Below are 17,549 nucleotides of genomic sequence, written 5' to 3'. Positions count from 1 at the left end.
AATCGGCTGTGTAAATAACCCAAATGATCTCTTGCGTTGAAGCTTCTCTCTCTATTTTTTCTTCGCTGACTTTTTTGCCAGCTGGTATTTATGGGAAGGGACTGCATAGCAGAAGGTATATGGGTTTCCATATACCCTCTGCCGCAATACCCGATCCTTCAGTTAGGTTACTCTACAGTCGCCCATTTCCAGTCAACGTCACCCAGACCGCCAATGACGATGCCTTTGACGTTTTCTTTTGCCACCCAAGAGTTGGTATAGAAGTAAATTGGCATGATTGGCATTTCATCCATCAGGATTTGCTCAGCATCTGCGAGAATTTTCTTACGCTTCTCCGGATCAGCCTCCAGAGCGGATTGGTTCAGGAGTTCCTTGAACTTCGGATTTTCCCAACGAGTATCGTTGTTTCCACCCATTTTGTCCTTGTACAGCTCCAGGAAGTTGATTGGGTCGTTGAAGTCACCCAGCCAGCCCATGCGGCCCACTTGGAAGTTACCCGCATGCATGTCTTCCAAGTATACTTTCCACTCTTTGTTCTCCAGCTTCACGTCCACGCCAAGGTTTTTCTTCCATTGGTCTTGGATCGCTTCGGCAATCTTCTTGTGGCCTTCAGAGGTGTTGTACGACAGGGTGATCGGCGGCAGCTTGGTCAGACCTTTTTCTTTCAGGCCCTCTTCCAAGAGCTTTTTCGCTGTCTCCAGATCGTTGTCCTTGAAGTAGCCATTCGGATTGAGAACCATGGATGGCGGTACTGCGCCTGTAGCCGGGATTTGTCCCGTTTGCAGAATATTGTCAATCAGGGCTTGGCGATTAACCGCGTAAGCGAATGCTTTCCGAATCTTCACATTATCGAACGGAGGCTTTTCTACGTTGAATTTGTACCAGTACGTGCCCGCGATTGGCTGGGTAGTGATTTTACCCTGCTCTTTCAAGGCCGGAATCGCGTCTGTCGGCAGCGCACTCATCGGTGCACCAGCCCAATCCAACTCGCCGTTTTCGAACATGGACAATTCTGTGTTCTCGTCTTCTACCATGGAGAACTCGATGCGATCAAGCTTTACGGTATCCTTGTCCCAATAGTTGTCGTTTTTCACGAGCACCAGCTTGCTCTTGTGCTCCCAGGATTCCATTTTGAACGGGCCGTTGCCCACATGTGTTTTCGCTTCGCCAGCCCACTTCGCATTGGCAGAAATCACTTTTTCGTTAACCGGGAAGTAGGTTGGGAATGCAGTCAGCTCCAGGAAGAATGGAGTTGGATTTTCAAGTTTTACTTCCAGCGTCTTGTCATCCAGTGCCTTCACACCAACATCGTCAAGCTTTGCTTCTTTTTTGTTCGCTTTTTCACCGTTCTTTACATAGTAGAGCTGATATGCGTAGTTGGCTCCGGTTGCCGGATCCAGCGCCCGCTTCCAGGCGTATTCGAAGTCTCTCGCTGTTACAGGCTCTCCATTGCTCCATTTTGCATCGCGAATGGTAAACTTGTAAGTCAGCATGTCCTCGGAAACTTCCACTTTTTCAGCAGCAGCCATTTGCGGCTTTCCGTCTTGACCGATGCGGGTGAGACCGTCAAAGGTAGCGCGGATAATTGCTGCGGAAGTTGTGTCCTCGGAGAGACCAGGGTCAGCCGTAGGTGGCTCAGAGTGCAGGTTCAATTTCAGAACTTGTGGTTTTTTCTCTGCCTCTGGTGTTGCCGCAGGCTGCTGGGTAGTCGTATTGTTCGCTGGTTGAGCTGGAGTCGAAGCCTGTTGGCCGCCACCGCAACCTGCCAATGCCGTACCCAATACCGCAATCGAGCTTACAAGTGCAAACACATTCTTTTTCAACGCAATAACCCCCCGTACGTTTTCTTTTTTGTCTTTTTTCAGAAAATAAAGGACGAAAAAAACGAACATGTTCCGAAGCTTCCTGACTTCGGCTAGAAGGCATCAACCCCTTTCATTGCAGGGTCACTTCGTCATCCGGAACGAAAGAGAAAGAATCTTTGTACTGCTTCAGCTCCAGTGAAACATCGGCAGCGGCAATTCCTTCAATTTGAGAGAGTCGTTCGTTAACGAAAGTGATCAGCTCGTCATTGCTATGGAAACACGCTTGGATGATCAAGTCGTGCTTACCGCTAAAGGCACCCACAAACCGGACGGCAGAGAATTTGCTCAATTCTTCTGCCACACTTTTCTGTAAACCTAGCTTTGTGGTTAACCCGATGATCGCTTGTACTTTCAAGCCAAGCTTCGCCGGGTCGGGGTGAATAACGAATTGAAAGACTCCATCTTGTAACAGACGGGTAATGCGCGATCGAATGGTTCCCTCGCTCACGCCAAGTTGATGCGCGATTTCTGTATACGGGATTCGTCCGTCTTCCTGGAGGATTTGCAGAATCTGCTTGTCAACATGGTCCAGCTTTTTCATAAATACGTTTTTCCGGGAACCTCCATCCTATTTTTACGAAATTCGAAAAAAACTTTAATAATTTGTCTGTTACATTAAAAGTAATCTGAAATGATAGCGGTGTCAACGAAATTTGACAAGTAGAATTATAAAACATTATAAAGTGAAGCCGAACAGTAAAAAATTTTTTATATTATCAAACAAGCACTTCCTCTTACATATTGAAAAGGAAAATGACAATTTAATCAACTATATTTTCTCGAAAAACTGTATTTTTAAGCAAGAAAGGAGTGCGTACCCCGCTTGAGGCACACTCCTTTCTTTGTTGATCTTTCAAACATCCGCTTGCTTTACGCTTCGATGATTTTATAAATCAGCGGCTGCTCAGGCGGGATTTTTGTCGAAATCGCGAAGGCATTGCCCAATTCTTCCAGGGCGCTTTGCAAAAGTTTCTCGTCATTTGCATGAACGGTAACAAGAACCTCTCCGGCACGCACCTGATCCCCGCGCTTTTTGTGCAGGACGAAGCCCACTGCCAGATCAATCGGCATTTCCTTGGTCAAACGGCCTGCGCCAAGCACGACAGAGGCATGGCCTACCGCTTCGGCGTCAATCGCCTCGACATAGCCGTCCTCGGACGCGACAACCTCATGGATGATCTTCGCTTGCGGCAAACGGGACAGGTCATACACGTCCTGCTTGTCGCCGCCTTGCGCTTCCACCATTTCAGCCAGCTTGTCGACAGCCTTGCCAGTCGCCATCAAGTCCTCAAGCTTCGCACGTCCTTCTTCGACGGTTGCAACGAGTCCGCCCAATAGGAGCATGCGGGAGCCGATCGAAAGCACCAGTTCAGTCAAGTCTTTTGGACCTCTGCCAGCCAATGTTTCTACTGCTTCCTTCACTTCCAGCGCATTCCCCACGGCAAAGCCCAGCGGCTGGTTCATGTCGCTGATGACCGCCACTGTTTTGCGTCCTACCTGGGTGCCGATCGCTACCATCGCTTTCGCCAATGTCTCGGCTTCCTCCAGGTTTTTCATGAAGGCTCCCTTGCCTACCTTCACGTCGAGCAGGATCGCATCAGCACCCGCTGCGATCTTTTTGGACATGATGGAGCTGGCGATCAGGGGAACGGTGTCTACTGTGCCCGTCACATCGCGCAAGGCGTACAGCTTTTTGTCTGCCGGAGTCAGGTTGCCGGACTGCCCGATGACGGACACGCCAATATCGCGCACCTGCTGCAAAAACTGCTCGCGCGTGCGCTCTACCTGAAAGCCGCTGAAGGACTCCAGCTTGTCGATCGTTCCGCCTGAATAGCCCAAGCCGCGTCCGGACATTTTGGCCACAGGAATCCCTGCTGCCGCCACCAGAGGCGCGACGACAAGTGTGGTCTTGTCGCCTACTCCGCCTGTGCTGTGCTTGTCTACCTTGATTCCTGAAAGCGAGGACAGGTCGAGCTGTTCGCCCGATCCCGCCATGGCAAGTGTCAAGTCGCCTGTCTCGCGCGCAGTCATGCCCTTGAGCAATACAGCCATTGCCCATGCGGACATCTGATAGTCAGGGATGCTTCCGTCTGTATATCCGTCCACGAGAAACTGAATTTCCTCAGTCGTCAGCTCGCCGCCATCCCGCTTTTTGATGATGATATCGACCATGCGCATAGGTGGTCCCTCCGTTTCTGTGTCTTACAGCTTCGCTACAATCCCGTTGACCAGCGCCAGGAACTGCGCTTTAACCTTTTCGGTTGTCTCCATTACTTCATCGTGGGAAAGCGGCTGTTCGAGAATGCCCGCTGCCATGTTGCTGATGCAAGAAATGCCCAGCACGTTTACTTTCATATGACGCGCCACAATCACCTCTGGAACGGTGGACATGCCCACGGCATCCCCGCCCAATTGACGCAGCATGCGGATCTCTGCCGGAGTTTCGTAGCTAGGACCAAGCAGACCTACGTATACGCCTTCGCGCAGGTTGATGCCTTGTTCGGACGCAACTTGGCGAGCCAATTGGCGCAGTTCTTTGGAGTACGCTTCGGACATGTCCGGGAAACGCGCGCCCAGCTCGTCGTCGTTTGGCCCGATCAACGGGTTGCGGAAAGTCATGTTGAGGTGGTCAGAAATCAGCATCAGATCGCCTGGATCGTAGCCTTCGTTAATGCCGCCCGCTGCGTTGGTTACGATAATCGTTTCCACGCCGAGAAGCTTCATCACGCGGATCGGGAACACAACTGCGTCCAGTCCGTGGCCTTCATAGAAGTGAAAACGTCCTTGCATCGCTACGACTTGCTTGCCTTGCAGCTTCCCGATCACGAGCTGTCCTTTGTGTCCCACTACAGTGGAAACAGTGAAGCCAGGAATTTCATGGTAAGGAATGACGACCGGATTTTCGATTTCGTCCGCCAAAACGCCAAGACCCGATCCCAGTACGAGACCGATTGTCGGTTTTTCCGAAAGTTTTGGTTCGATAAACGCTACTGCTTCATGCAAGTTTGCCATGTTTGAACACTCCTCTTTATTTTGTTTCTTCTATATAAATGTTTATAATTACTTAACCTTTATACACGATTCAGGAAGCTTTTTCCGATTGCCGGAGCAGCTACGCCAAAATTGTCTGCAATCGTCGCGCCCAGGTCAGCGAATGTTTCGCGAATGCCGAGGTTCTCGCCGTTCGCAATTCCTTTGTGATAGACGATCAGCGGAACGTATTCGCGCGTATGGTCGGTTCCGTGGTGCACCGGATCGTTGCCGTGGTCTGCCGTAATGACGAGCAAATCGTTTTCTTGCATCGCAGCCAAAATCTCCGGGATGCGCGCATCGAACTCCATCAACGCCTGACCGTACCCTTCCGGATCACGGCGATGACCGAACTTCGCGTCAAAGTCCACGAGATTCACAAAGGACAGACCTGTAAAAGACTGCTTCATCGTACCGAGCAATTGGTCGACGCCGTCCATGTTGTCTTTGGTGCGGATCGATTGGGTGATTCCTTCCTCGGCGTAAATGTCGCTGATTTTTCCAATCGCAATCGAAGTCAGCCCGGCATCCTGCAAACGGTTCATGACAGTCGCTTCGAATGGTTTTACGGAATAGTCGTGACGGTTGGAGGTACGCGCGAAGTTGCCCGGCTCGCCGACAAACGGTCTGGCAATCACGCGGGTAACGGCAAATTCATCGCGCAAAGTCAGCTCACGCGCAATTTGGCAAATGCGGTACAGCTCGTCCAATGGCACAACTTCTTCATGAGCCGCCACCTGGAAAACGCTATCAGCGGAAGTGTACACAATGACAGCACCTGTCTTCATGTGCTCTTCGCCAAGTTCGTCGAGAATATCTGTGCCGGAAGCTACTTTGTTGCCCAGCACTTTGCGTCCGATGCGCTGCTCAAATTCTGTGATCAGTTCAGCGGGAAAACCGTCCGGGTACGTATTGAACGGCGTAGACACATGCAGGCCCATGATCTCCCAATGGCCTGTCGTCGTATCTTTTCCCATGGAGATTTCCTGCATTTTTCCGTAGTGAGCCGCAGGAGCTTCTGCCGCAGGCACTCCTTTTAGCGGCGCAATGTTGCCGAGACCGAGCTTTTGCAGGTTCGGCAAGGAAAAGCCGGCGACGCGCTCCGCAATGTGACCAAGCGTATGCGCTCCCTCGTCCCGGAATTTCGGAGCATCCGGCTGTTCGCCAATCCCTACGCTATCCATAACGATTAAAAATACGCGAGAATACCGCAATGTTAACGCCTCCAGTTCAAAAAAGGAATAGTGTTCCAAAACAGGTCGTCAGACGTCTGACCTGATGGAGATAAGTTTGCTCCGCCTCAGACTCGGGCGGAGTCATCTGTTTGCCGCATCCGCCTTACGCTCTTGGATGCGTTTTGGCATAAATGTCCTTGATTCTCGTTCGGGTCACATGCGTGTATATTTGCGTCGTGGAAATATCCGCGTGCCCGAGCATCTCCTGCACCGAACGCAGGTCTGCTCCGTTTTCCAGCAGGTGCGTCGCAAAGGAATGGCGCAATGTATGTGGCGTAATCTCTGCCCGGATGTTGGCTTTCAAGGCATAGCGCTTGATGATTTTCCAAAATCCTTGGCGTGTGATCTGTTTGCCCAAATGATTGAGGAACAGCGCGGAGTCGCCGCTTCCCTTCACCAATTTGGGACGTCCGGCCTGCAAGTAGTGGCGGACCATTTGAATCGCAACAGAGCCAAGCGGAATAATCCGTTCCTTGGACCCTTTTCCCATACATTTGACAAAGCCCATGTCCAGATTGACGTCCGCTTTATCCAGATTGACCAGCTCGGAAACGCGAATGCCTGTCGCATACAACAGCTCAAGCATGGCTTTATCCCGCAGTCCGGCAGGATGATTGACAGGAGGACTGTCCAAAAGGCGCTCCACTTCGTCAACCGAGAGCACTTTTGGCAAGCGCTTCTCGATTTTGGGCGTCTCCAGATGGATCGAAGGGTCTTTGTCAATGAGTTTGTCCCGAACGAGAAACTGGTAAAAAGCACGGATCGATGCCATGTTGCGCGACAGCGTTGCCGTTGCCCGTCCTTTTTCCCGCAAGACGAGCAAATAGCCAATGATATGTGTCCGCGCCGATTCCTCGATACGGGTTACGCCCTGCTCGTTCAGATACGAGGTGTAGGCCACCATATCGCGCTGATACGATTCCAGGGTATTGCGCGCTAACCCTTTTTCCACAGAAAGGAAGTGGATAAATTGATCAATCAGACTGTCCATGAAGCTGTCCCCTTCAAGGTGATAAGTATCCAGTATTGCTTTCCACACCAAGTAAAAATCTCCTGCTGCCCGTACACAAAAAAATGTGCAATTACTCTCCCGTCAAATAAAACAGCTGCAAACGGGCGAGATAACCGTCCCAATCTTGTGTCTGTGGGGAGTTGATGATTTTTACGACCTTGACGGCATTGCCGTGCGGCTCATGATAAGGATCAGCGGGCAAAAGTTTATCCGCCAACAAGGTGACGATACCGTACGAGAGCAATGAGCATGTCACGAATAACAGCAAAAAGCGAAGCGCCTCCATAATCCGGCGATACGGGACCCCCATTTTGTCCACCTCCCTGCTCTCTCCATATGTATGCATCTGCCACCTCGCCCATTCTGCCCTACAGCGGCAAGTCCTGCAACACATCATCCAGAGGGGTGTACGGCAAGGACAAGGAACGGGCAACGGCTTCGTAAACGATATGGCCGTTCAGCACGTTGACGCCTCTCGCCAAAGCACGGTGTTGGGCAATCGCCGCCCGGTACCCTTTGTTTGCCAGCAACAGCCCGTACGGCAGCGTGACGTTGGACAGCGCAATCGTCGAGGTGCGCGGCACAGCTCCCGGCATATTCGCGACCGAGTAGTGGACAACGCCGTGTCTGACATACGTAGGATCACTGTGCGTAGAAATCCGGTCTACCGTCTCGATGGAGCCTCCCTGGTCAATCGCCACATCGACAATGACAGAGCCAGGCGTCATGGACTTGACCATTTCCTCTGTGACCAGCCGCGGAGCGCGGGCGCCGGGAATGAGTACCGCGCCGATCAGCAAGTCTGCGCGCCTTACCGCTTCGGCAATATTGTACGAGTTGGACATCAGCGTATGCAGTCTGCCGCCAAACATCTCATCCAGCTCGCGCAGCCGATTCGCATTAATATCGAGCAGCGTAACGTTCGCTCCCAGCCCGATTGCCATCCGCGCCGCATTCGTTCCGACGATGCCACCGCCGACGATGACGACATGGCCGGGCAGTACGCCAGGCACTCCTCCCAGAAGAACGCCTTTGCCACCGTGCGGCTTCTCCAGAAACTGCGCTCCGATCTGCACAGACATTCTCCCCGCCACTTCGCTCATCGGCATGAGCAAAGGCAGGGCACCGCTGTCGGTTTGAATCGTCTCGTACGCAACCGCCACCACCTTTTTCGCCCGCAGCTGTTCGGTCAATTCCCGTTCAGGGGCAAGGTGCAGATACGTAAACAAGATTTGATTTTCCCGAAAATAAGCGTACTCGTCTGGCAACGGCTCTTTCACCTTGCAAATCATGTCCGCCTTTTTCCATACTTCCTCAGCAGACGGCTGAATTTCGGCCCCGGCTGCTGCGTAGTCTTCATCGGTAAAGCCGGAACCGACACCTGCTTGCGTCTCCACCAGCACGCGATGTCCCGCTTGCTTGTAGGAACTTGCACCAGCAGGCGTCAGTCCGACGCGATTTTCATTGTTTTTGATTTCTTTTGGCACACCAATAATCAAAAGCCATCTCGCCTCCTGTCTCCATGTACTGTTTTAGGATGCCACAGGAAAACGCAGGCCATTACAAAAGCTCTCCCGGAAAAAGAAAAAACTTCTCCGTTCCCAGAGAAGTTGGCTTATTTGAAGTCCTCTACGTTCACTTTATCGATGCAGCGGCTGCAAACGCCGTAAAAGGTAAGTCGGTGGTCGGTAATAGCAAAGTTATAAACATTCTTGACCTTTTCTTCTGCACTGACAAGCAAGTCTTCAAAAATTTCGTCCACGGTTCCGCAATTGAGGCAGATCAGGTGATGGTGGTGGTAAGCTGCGTTGTCATCGCGCAAGTCGTATCTCGCTACCCCATCGCCAAAGTTCATTTTATGAAGGATTTTCAAGTCGCTCAAAAGCTCAAGTGTCCTGTATACAGTAGCAAGCCCGATTTCCGGAGCTTTATCCTTCACCAGCAAATAAACATCTTCCGCGCTCAAGTGATCTTCTTCGTTTTCCAGCAAGACGCGAACAGTGGCTTCACGCTGTGGTGTCAGCTTGTAGTTCTGTGAATGCAACTGTTGCTTGATCTTCTCTAATTTTTCTTCCAACATTAATGCCCCTCCCCGCTCGCATGAAACCTGTTCCTATTATAGTAGAGGGGCGTCGAATAAGTCAAATGCATAAGTTATTACCTGATAATAATTCTTAATTAATTACGAGCTGCATCAGCCTCGGTGAAACAAAAGTCTCGAACAAAGCAGCCAGCGTCAGCACGCCGAGCATCGATATGACAAGGACGGTGTAGCCCATAAAATGTGGCATGATCCCGTCTCGCTTGCTTAACAACCGGGTTTGAATCAGCCGCATGGAAAAAGAAATTCCGCTTACGCCTACAATGAACAAGGCCGGGACGACGAGCAAGTTTTGCGGGAGAACGCCCAGCATGGCGAACGTTACTCCTTTCCACTGCAACTGGCTGACCAAAAAGCCGACAGTAAATCCGATGACGACTCCTTTGAGAAACAGCATCAACAAAATCATTGGCAGGCCGATGATGGACAAGCCCAATACCCACATGATCGCAACTGTCTTCGAATAATGCCCGAACGACTGCTGAAAATGGGCGCTCGTTTCCGGGATGCCGCTTGTGCTCAGGCTGTTAAAAAAATATTGGAGAAATCCGTACAACTCCTGCTTTTGCGAGAGCGGCAGCGAGTTGACGAGCACAGCACCGAAGATGATCCCCATGGTAAACAGGACGATCGTAAACCAATAGAGCGACTGATGTTCTCTCATATAGGATTGGATAGTTTGTCCGACTCGTGAACGCACGGTTCGTCCCCTCCCGCTTCGCTGATTACTGTACAGCTTATGCGCCGGGGGTGGCGACTATGACCGCTATGACAAAATCACCTTTCCGTAAGTTCCCGCACCGCCTTTTTGCACGTTCAATGATCCGTCCCTGCCCGCGACAATGAGCTTGGCGATTTTTTCTCCGACGACCTTTGCCAACTCGTCCTCCGTGGCTCTATGCACCACATTCATTTGCGTCCCGAAGGCTTGGTACAGCTTCTCAAGCAGTTTCGGCCCGATTCCGGGGATAAACTCCAGCGGAAACTGCTCGATATAAGGAGGACGAAACGCAGGGTGCGCTCCCGCCTCTCGATCGGCCAACTCATCAATGCGGGCTGCCACACCCCGCACAATCCGCTTGTGACCGCACTCCGGGCATCTCCCCGCAGCATCGGCCGACAGGAGCGACTGGCAGCCTTGGCAAGCCGTCTGATGATATTTGCCCAGTTGCGGATGCAAACCGTAGTTGACCGCAACAGCTCTGCCGTCCTGGCGGCGAATCGCCTTTTCCCATTCGGCAAAAGAACGCTCAGCCATGCGGATGCTCTGATACTCCCTGCCAATTTTCCCGAGCGAATGCGCATCCGAATTGGTGAGAAACGTTTTGGTGTGCAACTCAGACAACCGATCCGCCATGTCCGTATTGGCACTCAGCCCAAGCTCCACAGCATGTACCAAGGTTGGGTCCAGTACGTCAGCCAAATGATCGGTACAACTGCCGTACAGCCCCTTGTGCGGCGTAAAAATGTGGGCAGGAATCAACAGGCCGCCAAGGTGCTCCACCCATTCCTGAAGCTCGCGCAAACGCGCCGACACACGCTGCGAGCTTAACTGGACATTTTTGCAGCGCTGCGAGAGCCAGCGTGTCCATTCCTGCATGGCGCAAAGCGTCGGCAAGTAGACAAGAAAATGCGCTTCTCCCCGGCCCGGCTCCTTGATTTCCAGTTCGCAGCCCAAGATGAGCATCGTTCCCTTGTACAAAATCCCTCCGTGCTCGTGCTCCGCCGCTACACCTGCTTCCAGAAGGGACAGCAGCTCGTCCTGCACCTCGGGCGAGTGCGAATCAATGATCCCGATGACGTCCATGCCCTTTTTTTCCGAAGCTTCCTCCAATATTTTGGTCAGCGTCATCTGCCGTGAAGCCGTTATTTTCACCGGCTTGCCCGTCCACGTGCCGCCAATATGGATGTGCATGTCGCAAAAGTAGTTGTGCATCAGCCCTTCAACTGCTCTCTCAGCAATTTGTTCTCCCAGGCAAACAAGGCTACGACCGTTTTGGCATCGCGAATCTCCCCGTTTTTATGCAATTCGCGAGCCTCCTCCAGCGTCAATTCGAGGGTGTCCACAAATTCGTCCTCGTCCGGCTTGCTCTCGCCCTTTGTCAGCCCTGTAGCGACAAACACATGCAAAAGCTCATCGGCAAATCCCGGGGACGTGTAAAAAGCACTGAGCGGCTCGTAATGGCTCGCCACATAGCCTGTCTCTTCTTCCAGTTCGCGCATGGCGCAAGTCAACGGCTCCTCGCCCGCTTCCAGCTTACCCGCCGGGATTTCCACGATCGTTTGCTCCAGCGGCTTGCGGAATTGGCGTACAGCTACGAGCTTGTTATCGTCCGTCAAGGCGAGAACCGCAACAGCCCCCGGATGATTGACAATCTCGCGCTTCGCCGTATTTCCGTTAGGCAAAAGCACGTCATCCACTTTCAGTTTAATGATTCGCCCTTCGTAAATCGATTGGCTGGCAATCGTTTTTTCGTACAAATGATCTTGCTTGCTCACATTCATCATCCTTTTTTCAGCTTGGCGTTCTAAATCCACTTGTCTCTCCATAAGTTGGGAGCATGAAGCTTGTCCACCCTATTGTATCGGAGGAGATTGTGGATGAAAACCTATGTCAGCGAAAAGCAATTGCGAATGGTCGGGAAAGCTTGGGAAATCAAGGCTGCTCTTCGTTCCTGGTCAAGTAAAGACCTAACGCTTCAAGAGTACCTGACGAAACGGGCAAACGCGGCTCGCCGTTAGCAGCGAGCTTGCCGCTTTGCATGCTTTTTCCCACCATATCTGCCGCCAAAACAGCGGTTTGAAACGGCACGCAGTCCACTTCCCAGCTTCTGCCCATCGTAGAAAAGGACAAGCCGTGCCTTTGCTCCAACGCCTTCAAACGCTCGCTTGCAGGAGCCTTGCCTCTGACCAGAACGTGTTTCGCGGAACTGTTGGCAATCGCCTGCGCCTGCTGCTCGATGAGACAATCGCGCTCGTCTCCGAGAACAGGCAACGTCACGATTGTCGGCGCCAGGGCAAACCGCCCCAAAATTGCAGTCGTATGATGGCTGATTCCGTAATGCCTGCTGCGCTGGTCAGCAAAGCTGATGCGCGGGATAAAAAAAGGGGTCCCGCCAAGAGCCGACACGGCGTGAATGACTTCCGCCAGTTGAACGCCGGAAAATCCGTACGCCGTACCCGTACCTGCGACGCCAGGTCCAAGCATGCACAGGATGACATCCACCTTTTCCACATGGCGTGCGGCCAGCAAACCGCTGTGAATCGTCACCGCCTCGCGATTTCCTCCCCAAGCGTGTCCAGTCGTGACTGTCGCTGTCAAATGGCCTGCTCGCGACAACTGCCGGACGTGCTGGCTGAAAGCAATCGGCAGCGAAGCAGCGTCAGGCATCACATAGACGATCCGCAACTGCGGATGCTTCTCTTTTAAGGCAAGAACAGCTGGCGGCAACAAGCTGTGCAGCTCTCCGATCAACACAGGCGTACCTTCCAGCGTCAAGTCTGCCTGCAAAAACAGCTCATGAAAAGGGCTTGCCTGTTCTTCCACGGCATCCACTGCCAATTGCCACGGGGAATAACGCATTTTCATAATATGCCCCCATTCGCTCGGAGCCACATCACAATCGACTTCCCCGGCGCTTTTGCCCACGACCAGATGAAATCCGCCTGTCCCCAACTGCAGCTGAAGCGCTGTCGTGTTGAGCAAAAGATTGTCTCCTGGGGAGTATTCCTCCCGGGCAAAAGAAATCGCCTTTTGCGTTTGCAGGCTTCCCGCTTCTTGCCTGCTCAGCTTTACCTCCAGCACTTGCATGCCTGTTTGCCGCTCCAACACGCGAATGACCGTACCCGTTGCCAAATGCAGCATGCTCTTCCCCCTCGTCCGCTCCTTCCTACAGTGTATGACAGACCACGATTGTCCCAATCATCCAACCCGAAAAGAAGCAAAAAAGCGGAACCCTCTGAAGGATTCCGCCACCTGTCGTTTACTCTTGTACTTCTGCGATGATCGCCAGCACCAGTTCTGCCGCTTTGTTCAGCTCGGAGATTGGCATGCGCTCGCTTTTCGTATGGATTTCTTCATAACCGATCGCAAAGTTCACGCTCGGAATGTTGTATCCGTTGAATACGTTGCCGTCGCTGCCTCCGCCACTTGCAACCAGCTCCGGATTGCGGTCAATACGCTTCACCGCTCCAATCGCTTTGTTCACAACTGGGGTAGATTCATCGAATTTGTAGCCATGGTACATGAAAATGACTTCGTTCTCGCACGTAGCGCCCATCTCGGCAGCCGCTTCCTCGAATGCCGTCGTCATTTTCTTCACTTGCGCTTCCAGCTTGTCCATGACCAGGCTGCGCGCTTCCGACCAGATTTCCACATAGTCCGTAACGATGTTGTACGCCCGGCCACCTTCAAAACGACCGATGTTCGCAGTCGTGTCCGCATCGATGCGCCCCAGAGGCATGCGGGAAATCGCCTTGCTGGCAACAGTAATCGCACTGATTCCATCCTCTGGATTCACGCCAGCGTGAGCCGCCTTGCCGTGGATTTTGGTGATGATTCTGTACTGCCCAGCACCTGCAACGGTGATTTTGCCAACCGGACCTTCGGAGTCGAGAATGAAGCCCATCTCCGCTTTCAGCAGGCTGGAATCCAAAGCGCGGGAACCTACCAGGCCGGATTCTTCCCCGACTGTCAGAACAACCTGGATCGTTGGATGCGGCAGGTTTTGTTCCTTCAGCGTGCGAATGCCTTCAAAAATCGCAGCAATGCCGGCTTTGTCGTCCGCTCCCAGAATGGTCGTGCCATCGGAGTATACATAGCCATCGCGGATTTGCGGTTTGATCCCGTTTCCTGGCACTACCGTGTCCATATGGCTGCTGAACAAAATAACCGGGCCGTTTCCTGTGCCTTCCAAGGTAGCAATCAGGTTGTTGGCGCCGTGTCCTGTTTTCGCTGCCGCATCGTCTTCTTGGACGGTAAAGCCCATCTCGATCAGCTTTTCTTTCAGCACTTTGTTTACGGCTGCTTCGTTTTTCGTTTCGCTGTCAATTTGCACAAGCTCCAGAAACTCGTTTAGCAAACGCTCTTCGTTGATCACACTCACACTCGTTACCTCCCGATTACTTGCCCGATTTTGGTACATATTCACAAGTTCCAGTATACCGCAAAAAATTTTTTTCTACTACGAAATCACTCGTGATTCTTTTTCACTCATTGCTCGTCCACATGCGAATTTTCGTTTTTCGGGTATTGGCACAGCTCGTATAGCACTCCGCCAGCCGCTTTTGGATGCAAAAACCCGATCAGGGCGTCATGCGCACCTGCTTTGGGTGTCTCGTGAATGAGCGGCACTCCCTGTTCCTTCAACTGCTGCAAACGGGTTGTGACGTCGTCTACATCCAGTGCGATGTGGTGGATTCCTTCTCCCCGCTTCTCGATGAACTTGGCAATCGGGCTGTCTTCGCCAAGCGGCTCCAAAAGCTCAATTCGGCTTTCTCCGATTGCCAGAAACGCTACCTTGACCTGCTCGCTTTCTACCACTTCTGATCCTACCAATCGCAAGCCCAGCTGCTCCGTGTAAAAAGGAAGCGTCTTCTCCAGACTCTTTACCGCGATCCCGATATGGGCAATTTTGTTTGGGGTGCTCACAGCCATCATCCTTTTTTCAAATGGTTGTCTCGAAAGCGACATTTCGGTACAATCCTGTTGAGGTCATTCGATCGTACTTTTTTTATTCTAGCATAGCCAGGGTCGAAATTACCTGATCTTTTCCTTTTATTTGGGCATTTTCCGATCTGAAAGGAGGTTTTTTCTGTTATGAAATTTCAATCCCTGTTCGCAAAAATCCTCATCGGGTTGTTGATTCTCTCCCTGATCATCCCAACGTTCTTTTACTATCTGTAAGCGGCGAGACTCAACTGTCTTGCAAGCAAAAACCCCCTGCTGCAGCCTTTGTCAAGCTGTGCAGGGGGTTTCTCGTTTTGTTGCCTGTTTATTATTTGTAGACAAACACGCTGGATGTTTTCGCATCCCAGCCTACTTTATAACCGAGGTTATCGGTTACCGTACGGATTGGAACCATCGGCATGCCATTGTTCAAAACAACTGGCGCAGGGAGCGTAATTTCTTGAGCGCCCAGCTTCGCTTTATTGGAGCCAACAGTAAACTTCAACACTTTTGTGCCGCTGATTACCGCGACGTCTTTGTTGTTCCATTGTGTAGTCAAGGACAGCGCTTCTTTGAAAAATTGCGCAGGCACCATTGTCGTGTTGCCATTCACAATCGTAGGCGCTACTTGCAGCGGATACGCTTTTCCGTTTACGGTGAAGTTCGCAGTACCTACTTTGAACAGAGCCGCATTTGCAGGCACAGCTACAGAAGGTTGTGCTGGCTGAGCAGGTTGAGCTGGAGCAGGCATACCTACACCTACCGCCCGTGCAAACAGCAGACCTTTTTCTTCAGAGGTAAACACGCTGATGCTGTAAGTGCTTTTCACCGCTGGATTTACGATATTCGCCGCTGCATTGATGCTGATGTTCGCCGCAGTGGCAGCAGGGATGTCCTGGGATGGGTAAATCAGCACGTTTTGGCCGCGCACAGCAACATAGTTGGCTGCCACGCCGTTCACAGACACGTTCGCCGGAGCGATGTAAGCCGGAACTTTGTAACCTGCCGGGAATACAAGCTCAACGAAATCGCGTTGCTTCACAAGCCCTACACCCAATGTTTTGATTGCCACATTGACGCCTGTCGCTTTTCCAACCGCTGTGGAAGTCAGACCGATCGTCGCAGTGCTGTTGTTCACTGTGGTGTTCGGCACTGGAGTCGGCGTTGGAGTCGGATTTGGCGTTGGATTTACCGAAGATCCGCTAACAGAAAACGATTTGGATTCCAAAGTGCGGCCTGCAACCGTTGCTTTGAGCGTGTAGCTACCCGCCGATTTCGGATTGGTGATCCATGCTCCCACAGCAACAACGACTTTCACTTCGCTGGTCGAAGAGAAGTTGGAAGGAGCTGTTACGTATACTTTGTTGCCCGCAGCGCTTACACGCTTCGCTGTTTTTCCGTTCAACGTAAATTCGGATGCGCTCAAGATGCCTGGCACCATGTCGGAAGAAGGAAATTCCAAAATGAGGTCTTCGTCCGCTCGGAGCTGTTTGTTGCCGAAGTCCGCATCAAAAGTGTAGCTGGTGCGCGCGCCAGCTGCTGGATCAGACAAATTGACGGAGAAAGCACTGGTAGCCGTGCTGGTGCTGGAACCGGATTTGGTGATCTCGAATTTTTCGGACTCGTATGTAACTCCGTCGTACTTCACTTTGAATGTATATTTGTCAGCACTGCTCGGATTTTCAATACCAGCCGATTTGCTGAACTCGATGGTCATGTAGTCATCTCCGTCAACGGAGCTTGGAACTTTAATTTCCACTTCGCCTTTACTCACGCTGACAGACTTGGCAGTCGTTCCGTTGACTTTGACATCGCTCGAATCAATGCTGGACGGCAGCATGTTTTTGTCCGGGAAAACTACAGTGATGTATTCGTTCGATTCCAGCTCGTCGCTGCCTTTGAGCGAGATTTTTCCCAGCTTGATGCTGGTTTCGTCGCCAGCTCCCTTGGAACCGAGCGACACTGCATAGTCGTTGCTGGAACCGCTGCTGGAGCTGGAACTGCCGCTCTTTTTGATCTCGATCTCGCCCGTATCTTCATCGTCGTCATTGCTTGTACCTACGGTGACATCGTACGTGCCTTTGCTCTTCGGATTGGTGATGCCCGAAGTGATGTCGATGGTAATTTTTCCTGCGTCAACGCTCTCGTTTACAGTGATCTTGATTTCATTGCTGCTGACTTTTACCGTTTTTATATCGAAATCGGCATCGATATCACTTTCATCGATGTTTTTGCTGATTTTGAAATCAGAGTCAAATTCGATTGTGATGGAGTCGCCTTTTTCCAGGTCGTCCTTCATCGTAAATTTAATCGTGTACTTGCTATCTTCATCTACCCCGTCATCTTTTGCCGTGACAGACACCTTGCTTACGGCATGCGCCTCTTGCGGTACAGCAACAAAAGGTGTAGCGGCCAGCGCTGATGCCAGCACTAATGGTAGTGCTTTTTTACTTTTCTCCATGTTTTTCCTCCCACATTTACCTATAATCTGGAAATTACTCTCTAGCAGGTCGCTACCAGTCTACCATAAATGATATCTGGAGGGAATCTCTTCTATGGAAGATTCGAGACTCCTTGGCTACTATTGCTAAGACGATGTCGCCCGCGAAAAAGTTACAGCCAACAAAGAAATTGCTCA

At 51.6% G+C, this 17,549-nt stretch carries 16 protein-coding genes and 1 pseudogene; 1 reads left to right on the top strand and 16 read right to left on the bottom strand.

Features of this window, described 5'->3' with window-relative positions:
* Positions 1 to 167 precede the first annotated feature (167 nt).
* The 12 genes from EDM60_RS22050 to EDM60_RS21995 all read right to left on the bottom strand — a co-directional run bounded on the left by EDM60_RS22050 (position 168) and on the right by EDM60_RS21995 (position 11,742).
* Positions 168 to 1,823, bottom strand: coding sequence for a peptide ABC transporter substrate-binding protein (locus tag EDM60_RS22050; protein WP_122965900.1), 1,656 nt, complete (start codon positions 1,821 to 1,823; stop codon positions 168 to 170).
* 112 nt (positions 1,824 to 1,935) lie between these two features.
* On the bottom strand, positions 1,936 to 2,406 hold the full coding sequence (locus EDM60_RS22045) for an Lrp/AsnC family transcriptional regulator (RefSeq protein ID WP_063226874.1): 471 nt from the start codon (positions 2,404 to 2,406) through the stop codon (positions 1,936 to 1,938).
* Between the two features lie 329 nt (positions 2,407 to 2,735).
* On the bottom strand, positions 2,736 to 4,043 hold the full coding sequence (locus EDM60_RS22040) for a pyrimidine-nucleoside phosphorylase (protein ID WP_122965879.1): 1,308 nt from the start codon (positions 4,041 to 4,043) through the stop codon (positions 2,736 to 2,738).
* 24 nt (positions 4,044 to 4,067) lie between these two features.
* On the bottom strand, positions 4,068 to 4,877 hold the full coding sequence (locus tag EDM60_RS22035; RefSeq protein ID WP_122965878.1) for a purine-nucleoside phosphorylase: 810 nt from the start codon (positions 4,875 to 4,877) through the stop codon (positions 4,068 to 4,070).
* A 59-nt stretch (positions 4,878 to 4,936) separates the two neighbouring features.
* Positions 4,937 to 6,109 (bottom strand): phosphopentomutase, encoded by a 1,173-nt coding sequence (gene deoB / locus EDM60_RS22030; protein ID WP_122965877.1) that lies wholly within the window; start codon positions 6,107 to 6,109, stop codon positions 4,937 to 4,939.
* A 124-nt stretch (positions 6,110 to 6,233) separates the two neighbouring features.
* The gene (xerD, locus tag EDM60_RS22025; RefSeq protein WP_122965899.1) at positions 6,234 to 7,121 is read right to left on the bottom strand and encodes a site-specific tyrosine recombinase XerD; all 888 of its coding nucleotides are present in this window, start codon (positions 7,119 to 7,121) and stop codon (positions 6,234 to 6,236) included.
* Positions 7,122 to 7,212: 91 nt separating this feature from the next.
* On the bottom strand, positions 7,213 to 7,452 hold the full coding sequence (locus EDM60_RS22020) for a YqzK family protein (RefSeq protein WP_122965876.1): 240 nt from the start codon (positions 7,450 to 7,452) through the stop codon (positions 7,213 to 7,215).
* Between the two features lie 58 nt (positions 7,453 to 7,510).
* The gene (gene ald, locus EDM60_RS22015; protein WP_122965875.1) at positions 7,511 to 8,641 is read right to left on the bottom strand and encodes an alanine dehydrogenase; all 1,131 of its coding nucleotides are present in this window, start codon (positions 8,639 to 8,641) and stop codon (positions 7,511 to 7,513) included.
* A gap of 116 nt (positions 8,642 to 8,757) precedes the next feature.
* A complete protein-coding gene (fur, locus tag EDM60_RS22010; RefSeq protein WP_063226868.1) occupies positions 8,758 to 9,222 on the bottom strand; it encodes a ferric iron uptake transcriptional regulator in 465 nt (154 codons plus the stop codon).
* Positions 9,223 to 9,316: 94 nt separating this feature from the next.
* Entirely contained in the window at positions 9,317 to 9,943 is a 627-nt protein-coding gene (gene spoIIM / locus EDM60_RS22005) for a stage II sporulation protein M (protein ID WP_122965874.1), read from the bottom strand.
* Between the two features lie 66 nt (positions 9,944 to 10,009).
* Positions 10,010 to 11,179, bottom strand: a complete 1,170-nt coding sequence (locus EDM60_RS22000; protein WP_122965873.1) for an endonuclease Q family protein — start codon at positions 11,177 to 11,179, stop codon at positions 10,010 to 10,012.
* Positions 11,179 to 11,742: an NUDIX domain-containing protein gene (locus EDM60_RS21995; RefSeq protein ID WP_122965898.1), complete on the bottom strand. Its 564-nt coding sequence runs from the start codon at positions 11,740 to 11,742 to the stop codon at positions 11,179 to 11,181. Before EDM60_RS21995 ends, EDM60_RS22000 begins: the two co-directional genes overlap by 1 nt.
* Positions 11,743 to 11,844: 102 nt before the next feature.
* Between EDM60_RS21995 and EDM60_RS29620 the strand changes: the two are divergent.
* Positions 11,845 to 11,892, top strand: a pseudogene (locus EDM60_RS29620) (hypothetical protein); the annotation flags it as partial.
* 7 nt (positions 11,893 to 11,899) lie between these two features.
* Here EDM60_RS29620 and EDM60_RS21985 read toward each other — a convergent pair.
* The 4 genes from EDM60_RS21985 to EDM60_RS21970 form a co-directional block, all read right to left on the bottom strand.
* Positions 11,900 to 13,108 carry a DUF3866 family protein gene (locus EDM60_RS21985; protein WP_122965871.1) on the bottom strand — a complete coding sequence of 403 codons (1,209 nt, stop codon included), beginning with the start codon at positions 13,106 to 13,108 and terminating at the stop codon, positions 11,900 to 11,902.
* Between the two features lie 118 nt (positions 13,109 to 13,226).
* Positions 13,227 to 14,348: a M20/M25/M40 family metallo-hydrolase gene (locus tag EDM60_RS21980; RefSeq protein WP_122965870.1), complete on the bottom strand. Its 1,122-nt coding sequence runs from the start codon at positions 14,346 to 14,348 to the stop codon at positions 13,227 to 13,229.
* Between the two features lie 107 nt (positions 14,349 to 14,455).
* Entirely contained in the window at positions 14,456 to 14,893 is a 438-nt protein-coding gene (mce, locus tag EDM60_RS21975) for a methylmalonyl-CoA epimerase (RefSeq protein WP_122965897.1), read from the bottom strand.
* Between the two features lie 346 nt (positions 14,894 to 15,239).
* Entirely contained in the window at positions 15,240 to 17,372 is a 2,133-nt protein-coding gene (locus EDM60_RS21970; protein ID WP_122965869.1) for a copper amine oxidase N-terminal domain-containing protein, read from the bottom strand.
* Positions 17,373 to 17,549 lie beyond the last annotated feature (177 nt).

This window comes from Brevibacillus parabrevis (assembly GCF_003710905.1).
In the GTDB taxonomy this organism is placed as follows: domain Bacteria; phylum Bacillota; class Bacilli; order Brevibacillales; family Brevibacillaceae; genus Brevibacillus; species Brevibacillus parabrevis.
Note: the sequence above shows the minus strand (reverse complement) of the source record. Positions and strands in the feature narration are given on the sequence as shown.